This window comes from Nocardia africana NBRC 100379, from assembly GCF_001612635.1.
Classification (GTDB): domain Bacteria; phylum Actinomycetota; class Actinomycetes; order Mycobacteriales; family Mycobacteriaceae; genus Nocardia; species Nocardia africana.
Genome location: NZ_BDAV01000007.1, coordinates 198834 through 216779 on the forward strand (window position 1 = coordinate 198834; position 17946 = coordinate 216779).

14 protein-coding genes are annotated in these 17946 nt (G+C 69.5%); 3 read left to right on the forward strand and 11 right to left on the reverse strand.

Annotated features, from left to right (window positions below):
* The first annotated feature begins 61 nt into the window (after positions 1–61).
* A complete protein-coding gene (locus NA3_RS12680) occupies positions 62–931 on the forward strand; it encodes a TIGR03619 family F420-dependent LLM class oxidoreductase (RefSeq protein WP_062963797.1) in 870 nt (289 codons plus the stop codon).
* A gap of 25 nt (positions 932–956) precedes the next feature.
* On the opposite strand, the gene NA3_RS12685 is transcribed toward NA3_RS12680, so the two are convergent.
* The 3 genes from NA3_RS12685 to hisS form a co-directional block, all read right to left on the reverse strand.
* Positions 957–1964, reverse strand: coding sequence for a malate dehydrogenase (locus tag NA3_RS12685; protein WP_062963798.1), 1008 nt, complete (start codon positions 1962–1964; stop codon positions 957–959).
* 698 nt (positions 1965–2662) lie between these two features.
* Positions 2663–3319 carry a hypothetical protein gene (locus tag NA3_RS12690; RefSeq protein WP_062963799.1) on the reverse strand — a complete coding sequence of 219 codons (657 nt, stop codon included), beginning with the start codon at positions 3317–3319 and terminating at the stop codon, positions 2663–2665.
* Positions 3320–3410: 91 nt separating this feature from the next.
* Positions 3411–4688: a histidine--tRNA ligase gene (hisS, locus tag NA3_RS12695; protein WP_062963800.1), complete on the reverse strand. Its 1278-nt coding sequence runs from the start codon at positions 4686–4688 to the stop codon at positions 3411–3413.
* Positions 4689–4853: 165 nt separating this feature from the next.
* Here hisS and NA3_RS12700 point away from each other — a divergent pair, with 165 nt between their 5' ends.
* Both NA3_RS12700 and NA3_RS12705 read left to right on the forward strand, forming a co-directional pair.
* Positions 4854–5720: a peptidylprolyl isomerase gene (locus NA3_RS12700; protein WP_062963801.1), complete on the forward strand. Its 867-nt coding sequence runs from the start codon at positions 4854–4856 to the stop codon at positions 5718–5720.
* A 198-nt stretch (positions 5721–5918) separates the two neighbouring features.
* Entirely contained in the window at positions 5919–6491 is a 573-nt protein-coding gene (locus tag NA3_RS12705) for a hypothetical protein (RefSeq protein WP_062963802.1), read from the forward strand.
* A 91-nt stretch (positions 6492–6582) separates the two neighbouring features.
* On the opposite strand, the gene NA3_RS12710 is transcribed toward NA3_RS12705, so the two are convergent.
* From NA3_RS12710 to NA3_RS12745, 8 genes are read right to left on the reverse strand one after another with little or no spacing between them, the layout of a single operon-like run.
* The gene (locus NA3_RS12710; protein ID WP_227463134.1) at positions 6583–6969 is read right to left on the reverse strand and encodes a DUF4913 domain-containing protein; all 387 of its coding nucleotides are present in this window, start codon (positions 6967–6969) and stop codon (positions 6583–6585) included.
* Positions 6966–8801 carry a type IV secretory system conjugative DNA transfer family protein gene (locus tag NA3_RS12715; RefSeq protein WP_062963803.1) on the reverse strand — a complete coding sequence of 612 codons (1836 nt, stop codon included), beginning with the start codon at positions 8799–8801 and terminating at the stop codon, positions 6966–6968. The genes NA3_RS12710 and NA3_RS12715 overlap by 4 nt, the downstream gene beginning before the upstream one ends.
* A 36-nt stretch (positions 8802–8837) precedes the next feature.
* Entirely contained in the window at positions 8838–9500 is a 663-nt protein-coding gene (locus NA3_RS12720; protein WP_227995115.1) for a hypothetical protein, read from the reverse strand.
* A complete protein-coding gene (locus NA3_RS12725; RefSeq protein WP_062963805.1) occupies positions 9497–11200 on the reverse strand; it encodes a peptidoglycan DD-metalloendopeptidase family protein in 1704 nt (567 codons plus the stop codon). The genes NA3_RS12720 and NA3_RS12725 overlap by 4 nt, the downstream gene beginning before the upstream one ends.
* A gap of 10 nt (positions 11201–11210) precedes the next feature.
* Positions 11211–11480, reverse strand: coding sequence for a transposase (locus tag NA3_RS12730; protein ID WP_227463133.1), 270 nt, complete (start codon positions 11478–11480; stop codon positions 11211–11213).
* A gap of 35 nt (positions 11481–11515) precedes the next feature.
* Positions 11516–14902: a hypothetical protein gene (locus NA3_RS38570; protein WP_227995113.1), complete on the reverse strand. Its 3387-nt coding sequence runs from the start codon at positions 14900–14902 to the stop codon at positions 11516–11518.
* A gap of 6 nt (positions 14903–14908) precedes the next feature.
* On the reverse strand, positions 14909–16399 hold the full coding sequence (locus NA3_RS12740) for an SCO6880 family protein (RefSeq protein WP_062963806.1): 1491 nt from the start codon (positions 16397–16399) through the stop codon (positions 14909–14911).
* Complete coding sequence (locus tag NA3_RS12745; RefSeq protein ID WP_062964016.1) at positions 16396–17871, reverse strand: hypothetical protein; 1476 nt, start codon at positions 17869–17871, stop codon at positions 16396–16398. The genes NA3_RS12740 and NA3_RS12745 overlap by 4 nt, the downstream gene beginning before the upstream one ends.
* Positions 17872–17946 lie beyond the last annotated feature (75 nt).

Genomic DNA, 17946 nt, shown 5'->3' on the forward strand with positions numbered 1-17946 from the left:
ATCGCCAACACAACTAGAATCTGTTCTAGTTTCATATCGGCAACACCCGAGAGGACCACCGATGCGTTTCACCTACGCGGAGGCGATGACCGATCCGGCGCACTACGTACCGCTGGCCCAGGCCGCGGAGGCGGCCGGATTCCACAGTATGACCATCGCCGACAGCGTCGCCTATCCCGCGGAGTCGGATTCGACCTACCCGTACACCCCGGACGGCAACCGGGAATTCCTCGACGGTAAACCGTTCATCGAGGCGTTCATCCTGTCCGCCGCGCTGGCGGCGGTGACCACGACGCTGCGGTTCACGCCCTTCGTGGTGAAACTGCCGATCCGCCCGCCGGTACTGGTGGCCAAACAGGCCGCCTCGCTCGCCTACCTCAGCGGCAACCGCTTCTCGCTGGGCGTCGGCATCAGCCCGTGGCCCGAGGACTTCCAGATCATGGGCGTGCCGTTCGAGCGGCGCGGCAAGCGCATGGACGAATGCATCGAAATCGTGCGCGGCCTCTCGCGGGGCGAATACTTCGAATACCACGGCGAGTTCTACGACATCCCGAAGATCAAGATCACCCCGGGCGCCACCGAACCGCTGCCGATCCTCGTCGGCGGCCACAGCGACGCCGCGTTGCGGCGCGCCGTGCGCCTGTGCGATGGCTGGATGCATGCCGGCGGCGCGCCCGAGGATCTCGACCGCATGCTGGCCCGGCTCGACGAATTGCGTTCCGAGCGTGACACATCCACGCCGTTCGAAATCCACGCGGCCTCGCTGGACGCCTATACCACCGACGGCATCAAGCGACTCGAGGACAAGGGCGTCACCGACGTGATCGTCGGCTTCCGCTACCCCTACGTCGCCGGCGACGACACCGAACCGCTCGCGGACAAGATCGCGCATCTGGAGAAGTACGCGGAGAAGGTCATCGCCAAGGTGTGATCGGCGGCGCGAGCGGCCGGTCGGCTCAGCCGCGCTTGGCGAAGCCGAGATCGATCACCGCTTCGCGCTCGGCCGCCAGCTCGGCGACGCTGAGATCGATGCGCTCACGCGAGAATTCGTCGATCTCCAGATCGGGCACGATCGTGTACTCGCCGTCGGCACATGTCACGGGAAACGAACTGATGAGCCCCTCCGGCACCCCGTAGGAGCCGTCGGAGGGCACCGCCATCGACACCCAGTCGCCCGCCGCCGTGCCCAGCACCCAATCGTGCATGTGGTCGATGGCCGCACTCGCCGCACTGGCCGCCGAGGATGCCCCGCGCGCGGCGATGATCGCGGTACCGCGCTGCTGGACGGTGGGAATGAAGCTCTCGCGTACCCACGCCGGATCGTCGACCACGCGTTCGGCCGGCTCCCCGCCGATCAGCGCGTGGCTGATATCCGGATATTGCGTGGCGGAGTGGTTACCCCACACCGTCATTCGCGTGATCGAGGCGGCCGGGGCGCCACTGCGCGCGGCGAGCTGGGCGATGGCCCGGTTGTGGTCGAGCCGGGTCAGCGCGGTGAAGCGCGCGGCCGGGACGTCGGGCGCGTTGCTCATCGCGATATAGGCGTTGGTATTGGCCGGGTTTCCGACCACCAGCACCTTCACGTCGTCGGCCGCACTGGCATTGATCGCCGCACCCTGATCGGTGAAGATCGGCCCGTTGGCCGCCAGCAGATCCGAACGCTCCATCCCCGCGGTGCGCGGGCGGGCGCCGACCAGGACGGCGACCGAGGCGCCGTCGAATCCCACCCACGGATCGTCGCTGATATCGATCGATTCGAGCAGCGGGAAGGCGCCGTCCTCGAGCTCCATCGCCACCCCCTCGACAGCGCCGACCGCAGCCGGGATCTCGAGCAACCGCAGCCGCACCGGCGTCTGCGGCCCGAGCATGGCGCCGGAGGCGATGCGGAACAGCAACCCGTAGGCGATCTGACCGGCGGCTCCGGTGACGGTGACGGTCACGGGCGTGCGGGCGGCATTGCTCACGACAACTCCTTGTTCACGAGAACTCGACGGTCGGCTTCGATCTTCACCCTAACGACCCTCACCGGCCGGAACCGGGCACCGTGAGCAACCAGACAGCGCGCGCGGATCCGCACCGTCCCGCAATCGTTTTCGGAGATCCGCCCGGCGGGCTCGCCCGCCACCCGCACACACGGAAGGGATGCCACCCCTCCGGCGGCACCCCTTCTCGCGACAGCTCAGATGCACCAGACGACACTGCCCAAGGGGAAGCAGATCACGGCGGAACCGATGTCGCTCGCCGCTGGAGCGGTGCCCGATGGGGTCGCGGCAGACGCGGCGGGGGCTACGACAGTACCGAGGGCCACTGCGATGGCGGCAACCGCGGCTGCTTTGCGGAATTTGATGGTATGCATGGCGAACCCTTCGTTTTCGAACTACTCCTATCCTGAAAACCTGCGACTCTCAGTGTTCGCTGCGCGCATCAGTATTTCCAGACATGAAAGAGTCAAACCACGGGTTACCGGATACCGGTGTGGTCACAGACCTGGCCAAGTGCCCAGAACCCTGGCCGATGAAGTAAGCCGAAAGGTTGCCCACCGGGACGGATGCCGAAACATACTTCCTGTACCCATTCGCGACCCCGTTACGCAACCGTGACCGCACATGTTCGTGGACGCTCCCCGAGCGTCGAAGTATGTCCGATTCATCCCGAACGGCGATCAGGAGGCGATGTCGCGGCTCAGCGTGGCGATATCACTGTCGCTCAGCCGCACCGGCTGCACGATGTCGCGCGCCCGCACCAGCTGCACCGCTCGATACAGCGGCCGCTCCTCCAGTCCGGCGTCACGGGCCTCGGCCCGCAACTGCCCGACCAGCAATCCGGACAGTGCCAGCGCGGCGGCCAGCTCCGCGGAGGAGAGCGCGTCGGCGAGCGTCCGCAACCCCAGGATGTGCAGTTCGCGGCCGCTGCCGGCGTCGGTGTACATCGCCAGCGGCACGGTCTGGGTCCGGCCGCCGGCGGTGATCCGCAGCGCGATCCGGCTCAGCCGTCCCGGGTACACGAGCACCTCGACACCCGTCGCCGCGGCGACGTCGAGCCGCCGCCGCCCGGCCAGTGTCCGAGCCTCGATCACGGTGCCCGACAACCACATTCGCCGTCGCCGGACCGCCAGCGCGTAGATCGCCGTCGGCGCGCCGAGCACCCCGCCGACCACCACACCGGCCGGCCAGCCCACGATCAGCCCGACCACCACGCCGACGACGACACCCGCACCGATGGCGCCCAGCGCCAGCCGCCGCAGCATCGGCGCGTACAGCTCCGGAGCGATGAGATCGAGGCCGACCGGCTGCGGCGCCGCGGAATTCGCGTCGTTCACGAGGCCGCGCTCATCCGCACACGCCGGGCCGGACGGGGCGCGGACCGGAAATCGACGCGCGCCACGGTGTTCCAGACATGCTCGGACCGTACTACCGCTGCGCGCCCAGCGCCGCCGACACCTGCGCCACCACCTCGGCGAGCGGGACCTGGCGCTGCTCACCGGAGCCGAGGTCCTTCAGGCCCACCTGCTCGTCGGCCAGGTCCCGGTCGCCGAGGACCAGCGCGAACGCCGCACCGGACCGGTCGGCGGCCTTCATCGCGCCCTTCACGCCGCGCCCGCCGTAGGCCAGGTCGACCCGGATCCCGGCCGCGCGCAGTTCGGCCGCGAGGACGACCAGCCGGGCCATCGCCGCCTCCCCCAGCGGCACCCCGAACACATCGACCCGCGCGGGTTGGCCCGCGGCCTTCCCCTCGGCTTGCAACGCCAGCATGGTGCGGTCGACGCCGAGCCCGAACCCGATCCCGGACAGCGGCTGGCCGCCCAGTTCCGCCATCAACCCGTCGTAGCGGCCGCCGCCGCCGATACCCGACTGCGCGCCCAGGCCGTCGTGGACGAATTCGAAAGTGGTCTTGGTGTAGTAGTCCAGGCCGCGCACCATCCGCGGGTTGACCACGTACGGCACGCCCAGCGCGTCCAGGTGGCCCAGCACCTGCTCGAAGTGAGCCTTCGCGGAGTCGGAGAGGTGGTCGAGCATCAGCGGCGCGTCGGCGGTCAGGGCGCGGACCTCCTTGCGCTTGTCGTCGAGCACCCGCAGCGGGTTGATCTCGGCGCGGCGGCGGGTCTCCTCGTCCAGCGGCAGTGCGAACAGGAACTCCTGGAGCAGTTCCCGATACTGCGGCCGGCAGGTCTCGTCGCCGAGCGAGGTGATCTCGAGCCGGAAGCCCTCGAGCCCCAGCGACCGGAAGCCCGCGTCGGCGATCGCGATGACCTCGGCGTCCAGCGCCGGATCGTCGACACCGATCGCCTCCACCCCCACCTGCTGCAACTGCCGGTAGCGTCCGGCCTGCGGCCGCTCGTAGCGGAAGAACGGGCCGGAATAGCACAGCTTGACCGGCAGCTGACCGCGGTCGAGGCCGTGTTCGATCACCGCCCGCATGACCCCGGCCGTGCCTTCCGGCCGCAGGGTCACACTGCGTTCGCCGCGGTCGGCGAAGGTGTACATCTCCTTGGTGACCACATCGGTCGATTCGCCCACGCCGCGGGCGAACAGCGCGGTGTCCTCGAAGATCGGCAACTCCACATGTCCGTATCCGGCCAGTCGCGCGGCGTGCACGAGCCCGTCTCGTACGGCGACGAACTCCGCCGACGCGGGCGGCACATAATCCGGAATCCCTTTCGGGGCGGTGAAGCTGCTGGTCTTGGTCACAATGGTCCAGTTTCCCCCACTCGGATGCGGCAAGTCCAACCGGTTCGCCCGGCACCGGGTCGAGCTGCGCGATTGTACGCAAGGATCCGGGGAAGTTAGGGGTCGTCTCAGGAAGTGATGGCACACTCTTATGCCGATACGCAACCGACACGGGAGGACCGGGTAGTGCCGACCAACGAACAGCGACGAGCGGCGGCCAAGCGCAAGCTGGAACGCCGACTGGAGCGACAGGCGCAGCGTGCGCGCAAGCGTAAGCAGCTGGCGATCGCCGGATCGGCGCTCGGTGTGGTCGTGGTCGTCGCGGCCGGCGTCGGGATCTACTACCTGACCCGCGGCGACGACACCCCGAACGCGGCGGCCAAGACGCCCGACGCCTCGCTCTCGTCCACGCCGCAGGCCGCTCCTCCGCCGGAGGCCAAGCCCAAGACGGCGACGGTGAGCTGCGCCTACACCGAGGGGGGCCAAGCCGCCAAGCCGGTGCACAAGCCCGAGCAGACCGAGGTCTCGACCGCGGACTCGCCGAAGGTCGCCGTCGACACCAACCGGGGGCCGATCGGCATTTCGCTCAACGCGGGTGAATCGCCCTGCACCGTCAACAGTTTCGTCAGCCTGGTGCAGCAGAAGTTCTACGACGGCACCCCCTGCCACCGCCTGACCACCGGCGAGGGCCTGAAGGTGCTGCAGTGCGGCGATCCGAGCGGTCAGGGCAACGGCGGGCCGGGTTACGCCTTCCCCAACGAATACCCGACCGACCAATTCGCGCCCGGCGACCCCAATGCGCAGCGGGTCCCGGTGCAGTACAAGCGCGGCGTGGTGGCGATGGCCAATAGTGGCCCCGACACCAACGGCAGCCAGTTCTTCCTCGTCTACGGCGATTCCCAGTTGCCGCCGCAGTACACCATCTTCGGCACCGTCGACGAGGCGGGGCTGAAGACCCTCGACGCCATTGCCAAGGACGGCGTGGAGGACCCGTCGACCGGCGACGGCGCGCCGAAGCAGCCGGTCACCGTGAAGACGATGCAGCTGAGCTGATCCCCGGCGCGGGCCCGGATCCGCCTGCGATGGACCGGATCCGGGGTTAGGCTGCCCTGCTCCGCGCTGGTAACCTCATAGAACGGACAGCGCTGAAGGTGGGGCGCCGTCACCGCGGATCGACCGTTCGTGTGGCGGAGTCCGATACGAAGCACCACAATCGTCCACAGAGACAACTGCAGCATCGGGGAGCAGGCAATGGCCGAGGAACTCGACGACATCGGCCGCGAGACAGCGGCTTTGATGAGGCAAATGTTGCAGCTCGCGACACTTGTCGCACTGCGCACCCGCGAACGTGGTCAGCGAGAAGCCGAAGCGCGTGTGAAGGTCACCCAGGAGCGGGTCAAGGAGACCCGGGAGCGGCTGCTGCGCGAGGCTCGCGAAGCCAAGGCGAAGGATCCGCGCAACCTGGAATTGGCCCGGATGCTCGAGCGGCCCGCCCTGGAACGGGGTATCTCACTGGAGAAGGACCGCCTCGAACACTCCCGGATGGCGCGCGGCGCCCGCGCCGCCGAGCGGCAGAAGGCGCGTGAACGCGAACTGACCCGCTACGACTCGCCCGAACGCCGGCAGGCCTTGGCCGCTCATCTGTCCCGCGTGGGGGTGGCGCCGGAACTGGCGGCCGTGCGCATGCTCATGGACGTCAGTCAGGCGCAGCCGCCGCAGGCCGCGGTCCGCACCCGGCCGGAGGAACCGCCGCGGGTCACCCGGGCGCGCGAACACGACGAGCGGATGCGCGAACGCGAACGCAACCGCGACCGTTCTCGCTGACCGATCCGCTCACGACTGTGCCGCCGCCCCGGAAAGGGTGGCGGCACAGTCGTTTCCGGGTGTGGTCACTGTCGCGGGAACGGGTGGCCGATCAGCCCTTGTTCGGGTCGGCCTTGCTGGGTTCGCCGAACATGCCCTGCTGCGGCGGGGTGAGCGGAAGGGGGCTGAGCATATCCTTGTGGCCGTTGCGCACGCTGCAGTACTTGAACGGCCCGCGCGGATCGAACAGCCGCCCCATATGCGGGTCGGCGTGGTCGAGGAACCACACGCTCATCCCGGTCTGCGGGTCCTGGCGCAGGTATTCCCATGCGCGCCACAGAGCTTCGAGTCGCATCGCCGCCTCGGCGTGCTTCCACCATTCGGGGCACCACACGGTATCGGTGAGGTCGGTGACCTGACGCCGATAGACGAGGCTGAGATAGTTCTCCACGAACTCGACCACGTTCGAGTAGATCATGTCCTGGGGCTGGTCGTTCACAGCGGGCGAACCTCCTCGGGCTGTCCGTAGGTGGCGGGCGGCTCACCGGGCATCGATCCGCCGTCGAGGACGGTTCGCTCGCCCACGAGATCGCTCATGGTGGTGCGACGCTGCGGATCATGCTGTTCGATCGACTTGCGCACCTCGGCAGCGTACTCCCCTTCCCACCACGGCACGGTGCGCACGAGCACCGCCGGCGCACCCGAGGAGAACACCACGGCGCGCCCACGCGGCAGGGTGGCCAGTGCGTTCGGGTTGAGGGTGCGCGACGATCCGAGCGAACGCGAATAACTCTTGCCGCCTTTGGATTCCGAGACCGACGACGAGATGGAGTCGTAGTCGCCGATCGCCTCCGAACGGGCGGCCAGGAATGCCATGTCGTCGACGCCGGGGCCGAGGACCTTGATATTGGCCGCCGCCCACAGCGCCTCCATACCGGCCTGACCCCAGCACCGCACGCCCTGCGCCCACGACTGCAGGACGGTCATCACGACGATGCCGCGAGAACCGAAGTGGCTGTACTGCTTCGGCAGATCCTTCCAGCGCACGATGTTGGCCGCCTCGTCGAGCACCGCGAGCAGCGGAATGGAGAGCCGGCCCATGTGTTCATGGGTCGCCTTACGCATCGCGACGTCGACGACCGCTTCGGTGAGGGCACTGACCAGCGGGCCGGCAGAACCGCGTCCCTCCAGTGACAGGCAGTACAGGGTTCCGTTGCGGTTCAGGAAGTCCCATTCGTCGAACGCGTAGCGATCGGCGCCCGGCGTCACCCATTGATGCACGTTCGACAACTTCAGGCAGCGAACCATCTTCTTCGCCGTACCGAAGATGCTGTCCCGGACCCGTTCGGAGGCGTTGTACTGCTGCGCCAGACCCGAGGCCACGTAATGGTGCCCGGCGGCGCGCAGCAACTGAACAGATTCGGTGTCACTCGGATCCGTCACCCAGTCCCATACCTGCGTGATCGGCCGGTTGGCTACGGCGGCAGCGAGGAACATACCCGCGAGCAGATCTTCGGCCTCCGGGTCGAAGAAGCTGTCAGGGGTACCCTCGCCACCGTCGTCGGCGTCGGCGAAGTGACCTGCGAGCCGTGCCGCTCGCATCTCACATCCTTCGTGCCGGGCGTCCACCCAGCCCAGCGGATCCCAGTACCAGAGGGCGTGCTCTTCGCCCGCGACACCCTGCGGGTCGAAGACGAACGTGCGAGAACCCTTGCCCTCCCGCACATCTCGGGTCGCGTCGACCACATCGCGCTTGTTGGAGGTCACCAGCACCGGGCCGATCGCCGACAGGATCGCCGGAATGACCCGCGCGGAGGTCTTACCCTGGCGCGGGCCCCAGATGTCGAGATGCAGATCCTCGTAGGAGCCGAACAGCATCACCCCGTCGACCACCCCGACGCCGATCGGCACGCCGGGCGAATCCTCGTAGCCGAGCCGCACGCCCAACTGCCGGGCCTTCTCCCGCACCCCGGCCTCGGTGAGTGCCGCGATCGCCCCGCCGCTACCCATGTACTGGGCCTTGTCGTCGACGGGCAGCTTTCCGCGGCTGCGGCGCCTTTTCATCTCCCGCCGCACGAATACCAGGCCGACGACGACGAGCACGACGAGCAGCACGATCACCGTGGAGGCGGTCGGCCACGTCAGCTGTCCCCGGGCGATCATCGCGATGCAGGCGATCGGATTGATCGGTACGTCCTGAGGCACCGTCGACAGCTTGTTGCCCAGATGCAGTGCGCCCCAGAGGGTGCCGACCACCGCGAAACCGATGTAGATCAGATACAGGGCGAGGTCCGGGCCCGGAACAGCCGGGTCCTTCACCTTCTTCGCCATCTCGCCTCCTGGGGTGACCGGGTATGTGGCTGCGGCTCAACGGAATCCGTCGAGCCGCCAGCCGTCGGGGGTGCGGACGACGGTAGCGATCACCGTCGTGGGGGGTAGCGTCTCGCGGGTACCGTCGGGGTGCACGGCGGTCTGCTCGATACCGATCTTGAACTGCTGGTGGTCCGAATCGCCGTTACCGGGCGCCTGTTCGCCGGAGGCGAAGGTGAAGGCTTCCACACGCACGCCCGCACGGCCCCATTCGGCCCAGCGCAGTGTCGGTTTCGGAGTCTCGTCACCCGGCGGTGCGTCGAGTGTGCGAAGCAGGCTGGGACCCAGCCACTTCCGGGCCCGGGAGAGCGAGGCCCCCTGCGTCTCGGTGGCCGGATACCAGGTGAAGATCTCGCGCAGCGCGGCGACGGCGACACCGTCGGGGGTGCCGGGATCCGGTGCCGGGGCGGCCTCGAGCTGGCGGGGAGTCGACGTGGCCGCCGGTGGTTCGGCATGTTCGGCCCCGCCCGCGCAGCCGGACAGCAGTGCGACGCTCACCATCAGCATCACCACCAGGTTCGCATAGACGGCCCGTGCCGTAGGTCGGCGGCCCGGCGCCCGGAACTCCGGACGCTGTCTCCAGGTTATCGGTCCCGGTCCGGGCCCGGCGACTCCCGGCGGCCCGGTGACCTCGGCGTGTCCCGATCGTCGTTCCGTCACAACACCCTCCGTAACCGCGCGTCGCCGGGGACGGGCGCCTCGCTCACACCCGAGGGGTCGGTGGAGCGGATCATCCGGCCGTTGCCGGCGTAGATGCCGACCTCGGCCGGCCCGCGCACCCCGAAGCGGGAGAACACCAGATCGCCCGGCTGCGCATTGCGCATCGACACCTCGACCCCTGCCTCCCACTGCTGTTCGGCGGTCTGCGGCAACGTCTTCGCGCCCGACGACGCCGCGAACACCGCGGCCGAGGTCAGCCCGGGACCGTCCAGGCCGCCGCCGGTCGGCCCCTGCGGGCCACCGCCACCCCACACGTACGGAGTGCCCATCCACTGCTGGGCCGCGGCGAGGATATCGGCGCCCGCCGAACCGTGACCGGGCTGGAATCGGCCCATCGATCCGGGCGCCCGGTACTGCGCCTCCATGGCGAGGATATTCGTGACATAGGGCCGGGTTTCGGAGTAGTGCGCGGCCACCTGATTGGGCATCCCGCCCGAGGCGAGGACCGCACCCTCGCCGGCGTTGTAGGCCGCCAGCGACAGCGGCACCACATCGCCGTGCACCTTGCCTTCGCCGATCCACCGCTCGACCTGATGGGCGATCGAACACATGTAGCGCCCCTGGGCGATGATCGCATCGCCGTCGTCCCACAGGCTGGCCTGCCCGTTGCCGTCCGCGTCGAGCAGATACGGCCGCCCGTCGTCCGGATCGGTGGCCCGGGCCGTGGTGGGCAGGAACTGGGCCAGCCCCTCGGCGCCGGCGGGCGAGGTGAGCCCGCGCTGGAATCCGGATTCCTGACGGCCCTGCGCGGCCAGCACCGAGGCGGTGATCTCCGGGCACAGCGAACCCGCCCGGCGATACCAGATTTCGAGCTCCGGCGGCACCTTGCCGTCGGCGAGCGCACCGCCCGCGCTGCCGAATCCGCGGCTGCACAGCGGGTTCGCCGAATACGGGAAGGCGCCACCGCCGCTGGGTGTCAACGCGCCGTCGAGCCACGGCAGCGGGTCGATCTGATGCCCGCCCGTCAGGCGCCCGCCGGGCACGATCTCGAAATGCAGGTGCGGGCCACTGGATTCGCCCGCCGATCCGACCGCGCCGATCTCCTGTCCGGCCTTCACCCGCTGCCCCACCCGTACCTTCACTCCGCTGGCCCATTCGTGGCCGTAGACGGCGGAGAAGGGGCGGCCGTTGACGTCGACGGAGTCGATCACGATCCAGTTGCCGAAGCCCGAGGCGGGACCGGCGGCGACGACGACGCCATCCGCCACCGCGAACTCCGGGGTGCCGTCCGGTGCGGCCAGATCCACACCCATATGGGTGCCGCCACGGGCGCCGAACGTGTCCGACACGGTGAAGGATCCGGCCGGCAGCGGCCAGGTGCGCCGGATCGGCGCGATACCCGCCGCCGGCGACGGCGCGCCCGTCACACTCGGATTCGCCTGTGCGGCAGGGATATCAGCGACGCTGGTGGTAGCCGAGGTGGAGCCGCGCGGGTCCGTCGACGCGGTCGGTGTGGTGGAGCCCGACTCCGGCGCCCGCGCCGCCCACGGCGCACCCGAGGTGTCCGACAGGCCGGAACCGGGCGCGGTCGGCTGATCGGCGCACGGATCCTCCGAGGAGGGCAGCACGATCACCACCACGAGGGTGATCAGAGATACGACACCGCCGAGGACGAGGGCGGTGAGGGTTTTCGCGTTCACCGCGCACCCGTCATGTCGCGCGGCGGGTTTCGTTCAGGGTTTCCACCAGGGTGCGATTCATCTCCGCCGCGGCCGCCAATTGTTGTTGCAGCAGCGCCACTTTGCGGCGCAGGGCCACCGCGTCCATCCGTTCCAGGCTGGGTCCCTCCGCGGCCCGCACCCAGTTGCGCACCGAATTGGTGTGCACGCCGATCTGTTCGGCGACGACCCGGCAGGCCTCCGACTCGCTGCGCAGTTTGTCGGTCAGCGCGACGACCTGTTCCACCGCCGCCTTCCGCACCTGCGGCGACACTCTTCGGTATGACCTGTGCGGCATCACGCGGCACTCCCCTCGTCGCCCCGCCGGGCCGTGGATTCGGTGAATTCGCTGAAACGCTGGTTGGTCTCGTGGATTCCGCTCTCTTTTTCCGACACGGTGAACTCCATATGGAACGGGATGCCGGGGCGGCGATCCTCACCGATCTTGAGCAGGAACTTTCCGGTGCCGGGCGCGGGCGGGCGGGCCTGGCCCGGTTTGAGCGCCTCGCCGGTGAGCGCCTGCGGGGCCGACCAGCTGGTGACCATCTCCTCCTCGGCGGAGGTGAACGGGATCGTCGAGTCCAGGCGGCTGATCTCCTCCGGCGGCAGGGCGCCGAAGATCTTGGCGCGCGCGCGTTCCAGGAAGCCCAGCGCCTTGGCGATCGCGGCCTCGGATCCGAGCGATTGCAGGTCCTTGATGGTGTGGCTGATCATGATCAGCGAGGTCGCCATGCCGCGCTGCAGCCGGGTCAGTTCGTCGACGCGGTCGACCATGAAGTCGCCCAGCCCCAGCACCTGCCACAGCTCGTCCATGACCACCTGGAAGTACCGCTGCGGTCCCAGTTTGCCGTCGGCCAGCACGTGCGCGGCCTCCACCGAGGCGAAGCCGTCGGCCCAGCAGGCCAGCATCACACCGGCTTTGAGCTTCTTGTCCCCGGTCGGGATGTGCGAGACGTCGATGCAGACCGCCACCGAGGAGGTGTCGATCGGGGTCGTGGTCTGACCGTTGAAGACCGCGCCGAACGGTCCCTGGGTCAGTGCGCGCAGCGACCGCCGCAAACCCTTGGTGGCCTCGTGGTATTCCTCGGCGTTGTCGGCGCCGGCATCGAGCATCAGCTCCTGGCCGCCACCGACCACCACCTCGAGCAGATCTTCCATGATCGGCGGCGATTCCGGCGCGAAGCCGCTGCCCTCGCGGTACAGGATGCGCAGCGCCGTGGAGATCAACGTCTCCTCGTAGTCGCGCACCCGGGCGCCACGCACGAGTTCCACCAAACCGGCGATCAACGTGACCTGCCGGGCCCGCAGTTCCTGTGTCACCTGCAACTGCAGGGCGGGAAGGTCGTCCAGCAGCGGCACGATCGAGCCGAGGACACCACCGGCGAGCGGATTCAGCTTGCCGTGTCCGTAGCCGAGATCGATGACCTGGCCACCGACCATCTCCACCAGCTTGCGGTAGTCCGGTTTCACATCGGCCAGGATCAGCGGCGTGATGCCCTGCGCGACACCACCGAGCACGATGCGGCGCACCAGCGAGGACTTGCCGAAACCGTTGAGCCCCAGCACGAACAGGCTCGGCGCGGTGATGAAGCTGCCGCGCATGAACCAGTTCATGGGGTCGAAGCACACCGGCGCGCCGGTGTGCAGATGCGATCCGAGCGGGGTGCCGATCAGCGGGGCACCGGCGCCCACCGACCACGGCCACAGTCCGGCGACCTGCGCGGTGGTGGCCCGGTATTCGACCGGGCGGCCCACCACGTTCATCCGGCCACCGCCGGGGCCGATATACCCGCGATCGGTCAATTGCGCCGTGCCGCGGTCGAATCCGTCGTCGACGACCGCTTCGATGCGGGCCGCGGCATTGACGCGGCGCAGGTCGTCGGTGCGAATCCGGAACGCCGCCCAGGCGGCGCGCAATCCGGCGCCCTCGCGGGCCACCGCCTCCAGCCGCGCCCGGGCCGCATCGTCGAGCAGGGGCGGGCCCTGATTCTTCTTCTTGACCGGTTTACTGCGCCGATCCCGCCGCTTGCCCGCTTCGGCGTCGGCCCGTGCGGCTCGCGAAAGCTGTTCGTAGGATGCCATTTTCGAGCCGTTGCGATCACGGAGCGTGCGCTGGCCCCGGCCGGAGCGGCGAGCCGGCGCTTCCGTCCGCCGGCGCGACGACCCGGAACTGTATTCGGTCCGCGTACTCCGCCGCGGCGCCGGCTCGTAGTCGCCGGTCATGTAGCGCCCTCCGCGCGTCTCGGGCGATACCTGGTCGAATCCGGCCGGCAGCTCGGCCGATTGCGGGGTGCCATGCGCATAGGAATTCTCTCGATCGTCGGACCGGTCCTCCGGCCCGCCCACCCGGCGCCGGGTGCGGGCACCGGCCGAATTGTCGTGCGCCGCATCATCGCCGGCCGCGATCCGGTCGTCAGCGGAGACACCGGCCGCATCGGCTCGACGGCTCGCGCGGGAGCGCACGGATTCGGCACTGTCCGCGGAGACGTCACCGGCCGCGCGGCCCCGCTCGGCCTCTTCGGCTCGGGCGGCGCGGTCACCGTCCACGAGATCCGCACCCTGGTCCGGTGAGTCGTGGCCCGGCACCGGGCGCGTGGTGGCCGGCGAGTCCGCGTCATCGGACGACGGCAGAGGCGCTCCGGCCGCGGTCTCGTCCCGCTCGGAGTCCGCGGCCGTACCGGTCCCCCGCTGTCGAGGGCCGCTCGCTGCGGCCCGCGTATCCGTATCGGGGTCGGCGCCATGGCTTTCGCGTGCTGCGCTGTCCTCCGCACGCGTGATCCGGTCATCGGCTCGCGGCGTCGCCGTACCGGTCGTCGCGATGTCGTTGCCCGTCTCGTCGTTCTCCGACGACGTCGTTCGCGGTGCCGGGTGACCGTCCGATCCGGTATCGCGGCGCGGCTGGGTGCTCGACCGTTCGATGTCCTGGCCACCGTAGGACCGGTTACGCGCCGACTCCGATGTCGGGCGGCCGCCTCGGTGCCGATCGGACTCGATCGCATCGCCGCCCGCACGGCTGCGGGCCCCGGCCGTATCGCCGGTCCCGCGACGGATCTCGTCGCGCCCGGCCGATCCGTCGCGATCGCCGTCGGCCGGACGACGACGGCCCGGCTCCGACCCGGCCCGCCTCATCGCACCCTCGCCCGCGGTAGATCCGGGCCTCGCCGCATCGTCACCGCGTCGCCGCGGACTGCCCGAGCCGCGCTCGCCGGAGACCGGCTCGCCGCCCGAACGACGTTGCGGCGCATCGTATTCGGCATTCCGCGCGGAGCGCGCGCTGTGGCCCGCACCCGGTTCGGGCGCTGGGCGACGCTCGGTCTCGCGCCCGGGAGCCACGCCACCTCGGGTGCGCCCCGGACCGTCGACGCCGGCACCGGTGCGCGAGTGCCCCGTCGCCCGCCCTCCGCGTTCGTCCGGCGCGGCGGTGTCCGGGCGGGTGCGCTCGCCCTCCTCGCGGCGTGCTCGCCGACGCGCCGGCCGCAGCGGTACGTCGTCCCAATCGGCAGGTGCGCCACCGTATTCCGAGCGGGGCAGGCCGGGCGCGTAGGCCTCGATGCCCCACTCGTCGTCGTGGCCGGCCCGCGTGCGCGGCCGGGCCTGGACCGGGTTCTCCGGATCCACCACCCGTTCGCTGTAACGCGGTGGTTCGCCCCGGTAGCGGACCGGTGGCTCGTGCTCACCTGCCATCTGCGCTCACCCCGCCAATGCCTTGGGAATACTCGCGTGTTCCGGCAGGATCACCCCGCAGCCGAGTGAGGCCGCGAAGGCCGCCGCCTGGTAGCGGTAGCAACGCCGGATCTTCAACCGGGCCTGTGTGGACAGGTCGCGGGTAATGGCTTCGATCCGCGGCAGATCACCGCGCAGCGGTTCGGTGATGGTGACGAGCGCACCGAAACGGGTCACGCCGTGACCGCGCGCCTGTTCCTCGCGCGCCTGCTGGGTGGCGCCCACCCGCAGCGTCGCCGAGGCGGAGACCACGCCCCGCTCGCTCTGCTGCGCGACCAGCGCGTTCTTGTAGTCGTCGTCCACGATCTCGGCGGCGTCGGCGGCCGAATGCGGACGGTAGACGATCGCGATCCGCTTGCGCGGCACCTCCGGATTCGGTGCCAGCAGTCGCTGCAGCACCCGCTCGTCGACCGCGCCCTCGGGTGCGGCGTCCATCTCCCAGGTGACCGAGCGGCCGCCGTCGTGGATGAACTGATCCCAGCGTTCCTCGTGCGAGATCGGCCCCGCGTCGGCCCAGTCCAGCCCGTGCCCGCCGACCTCACCGGCGGCCACTTCCAGATCGGCCTGCGCGGCCGGGTCGTAGCTGCGGCGGATGAACGAGATCACCTCGTCGGCCGACATCGGCTGCGCCCGCACGCCGGCTTCGGCCAGTGCCGCGCAGATCCCCGGCAGCCGGCGGCCGATTTCGACGGCCTCCTCGGCCGGATTCTTGCGTCGTTCGGCGGTGGTGGCCTTGAACGTGATCGCCACCCGGGGCAGCAATTGCACCCGCTCCTGCGGCAGTTCGGTCGCCAGCTCGTACATCACCTGCTGTGCCAGCGCCGGCGATTCCGGCCGGGTGATGGTGGAAACCTCGGTGAGCAAACGGTTTCCGGTCTCCGGCACGGTATCGATCACCGGAACCACCGCGACGATGTCGGAGGTCTGGCCGAGCGAGGCCAGGAAGGTTCCCCAGGCGGCCACCCACCGATCGATCACCGGCTGGTCGACCGCCTCGTGTCCTTGCGGCCAGGCCCGCAGCACGACCGTGTACTGCGCGAACTGCGGCAGATGGATCATGCCGAAGCTGTAGCCGCCGGCATCGATCCCCTCGTACAGCCGCGAGGGCGCCATCAGTCCGGGCAGGCGCGCGACACCGCCGGGAATGCGGGAGAACCGGCCGCCGCGATAGACGTGCTCGCCCTTGCTGCGGCCGCGCAACCAATGGAACATCATCAATCCCGTCTCGTAACCGGAGCGGCCCCCCGTCCGCCACACCAGTGGAACCATCACGACCACACCGATGATCGCGACGAACAGCGCCGGTTTCGGCCCGGCGACCAGCGCCGTCATCAGGGCGGTGATGACGACGACGAAGCCGAGTACCGTTTCCCCCCAGCGCAACCCGAAAAGGCCTGCGCTGCGGGGCTTCTGCCACAGCCCGTACGAGCGGCGCTCGTAGGTGTCGGTCGTCGTCATCGCGGAATGGTGCTCCTGCCGAGGTCGGGTGCGCGGTTGGCCCAGCGGTCACCGGCGATATCGCCCATGGCTTCGTCGGCGCGGTTGAGATGCGCGCCCGCGGCCCGGGCCGTCGCGATGTTGTTCATGACTCGCGACGCGCCGGAGGATACCGCCGCCGCGCCGCCGGGTGCGCGTGGACTCGCGGGCGCCTGCTGCCCCCCGCCACCGCCGCCCGGGCGCGGTCCGCGCGGGGGAACCGGCCGGGGACTGCCGCCGCGACCGGTGCCGCCGGGCGGACGCTGGCCTCCGTTGCGGCCCACATATCCGGGCGCTCCCGCCGCCGCCTGCGTGCGCACGCCGACCGCCTTCGTGCCGACCGCGCCCAAAGCGGCCGCACCCAGCAGCACACCACCGGTGGCGGCCAAACCCGAACCGCCGCTGCCGACGATCGCCACCGCCGGGGTGACCAGCCGCATCAGCGCGGGCAGGACGAAGGCGACACTGCACAGCAGCACGATCGCGACCAGCATCCGCTGCGCCTGGTCGGCGTCGGGCAGACCCGAGGTCGGTGTCGTCGAGTTGGTGTCACCGGCGGTGACGAAGGCGATCATGTACACGATCGCGGCCACCGGTTTCCACAGCATGAACGCGATGATCCAGCCGATCAGCTTGGGATAGGCCTGTCGTCCGGTACTGGTGCCCGACGCCGCCGCGGCCAGCGGCAGCACGCCCGCGGCCACCACCAGCATGCCCTGACGCACGATGGCCAGCACGATCTGCGCCAGTGCACCGAGCAGGCCGACGATCGCGATGATCAGCACCAGGCCGGGCGAAAAAGCTTGCAGCTTGGAGGTTTTCACCATCAACTCGGCGAGGCTGCGGGCGTTGCCGTTGGTGGCGTCCTCGATCACCCACTGCGAGAAGCGGTCCGAGGCCTGTGTTCCCGCCACCACCACGGCACCCAGCATCCAGGAACTGAAGATCACCCGGGCGAACATCCGGAACGATTCCGCGGCCTCGCTCAGTGCCGCGCCGCGTCTGGCTTCGGCGAGTCTGGCGCCGGACAGGATCACCGACACGATCAGCAGCAGGATCTGCGCTTGATAGGTGTAGTCGTTGATCTTCTGGAACAGCGCTCCGCCGTCGCTGATGCGATCGTTGGGCACCTTCATCCAGAAGGTCAGCGCCAGGATCAGCGCCTCGCCCAGGCCGTTCATCAACGAGTCGACCACCTTGCCGAAGGTGGAATCCCACGCCTTGTCCTTCACCGCGTTCGCGGCGTCACCGGGATGGGTGGCGGCGTTGCCGGCCTTGCACGCCGCGGAGGCGGCGTCGCCGAGCGATATGCCGGGCAGGCCCAGACCGTCGAGATCGTCGTGGATCTCGTTGCAGGTCGGGTCGAATCCGTAGGTCTGCCCGTAAGCCACCGTCGGGGTCGCGATCATGACGGTGAACACGACCGCGAAGATCGTGACGATGCGCCTCACCATGAGATCCACTCCTCGATGCGTCGCAGGGAATCGATCCGGACCATCGGCTGACTCTCGTGCCTTTCTCGAAATCGC

What these genes read in the sequence shown, in the direction of transcription:
- NA3_RS12715 (WP_062963803.1), bottom strand. Translation starts at nt 8,801, where the DNA reads ATGGCGAAGAAGGTGAAGGACCCGGCTGTTCCGGGCCCGGACCTCGCC.
- NA3_RS12680 (WP_062963797.1), top strand. Translation starts at nt 62, where the DNA reads ATGCGTTTCACCTACGCGGAGGCGATGACCGATCCGGCGCACTACGTA.
- NA3_RS12740 (WP_062963806.1), bottom strand. Translation starts at nt 16,399, where the DNA reads ATGACGACGACCGACACCTACGAGCGCCGCTCGTACGGGCTGTGGCAG.
- NA3_RS12745 (WP_062964016.1), bottom strand. Translation starts at nt 17,871, where the DNA reads ATGGTGAGGCGCATCGTCACGATCTTCGCGGTCGTGTTCACCGTCATG.
- NA3_RS12705 (WP_062963802.1), top strand. Translation starts at nt 5,919, where the DNA reads ATGGCCGAGGAACTCGACGACATCGGCCGCGAGACAGCGGCTTTGATG.
- NA3_RS38570 (WP_227995113.1), bottom strand. Translation starts at nt 14,902, where the DNA reads ATGGCAGGTGAGCACGAGCCACCGGTCCGCTACCGGGGCGAACCACCG.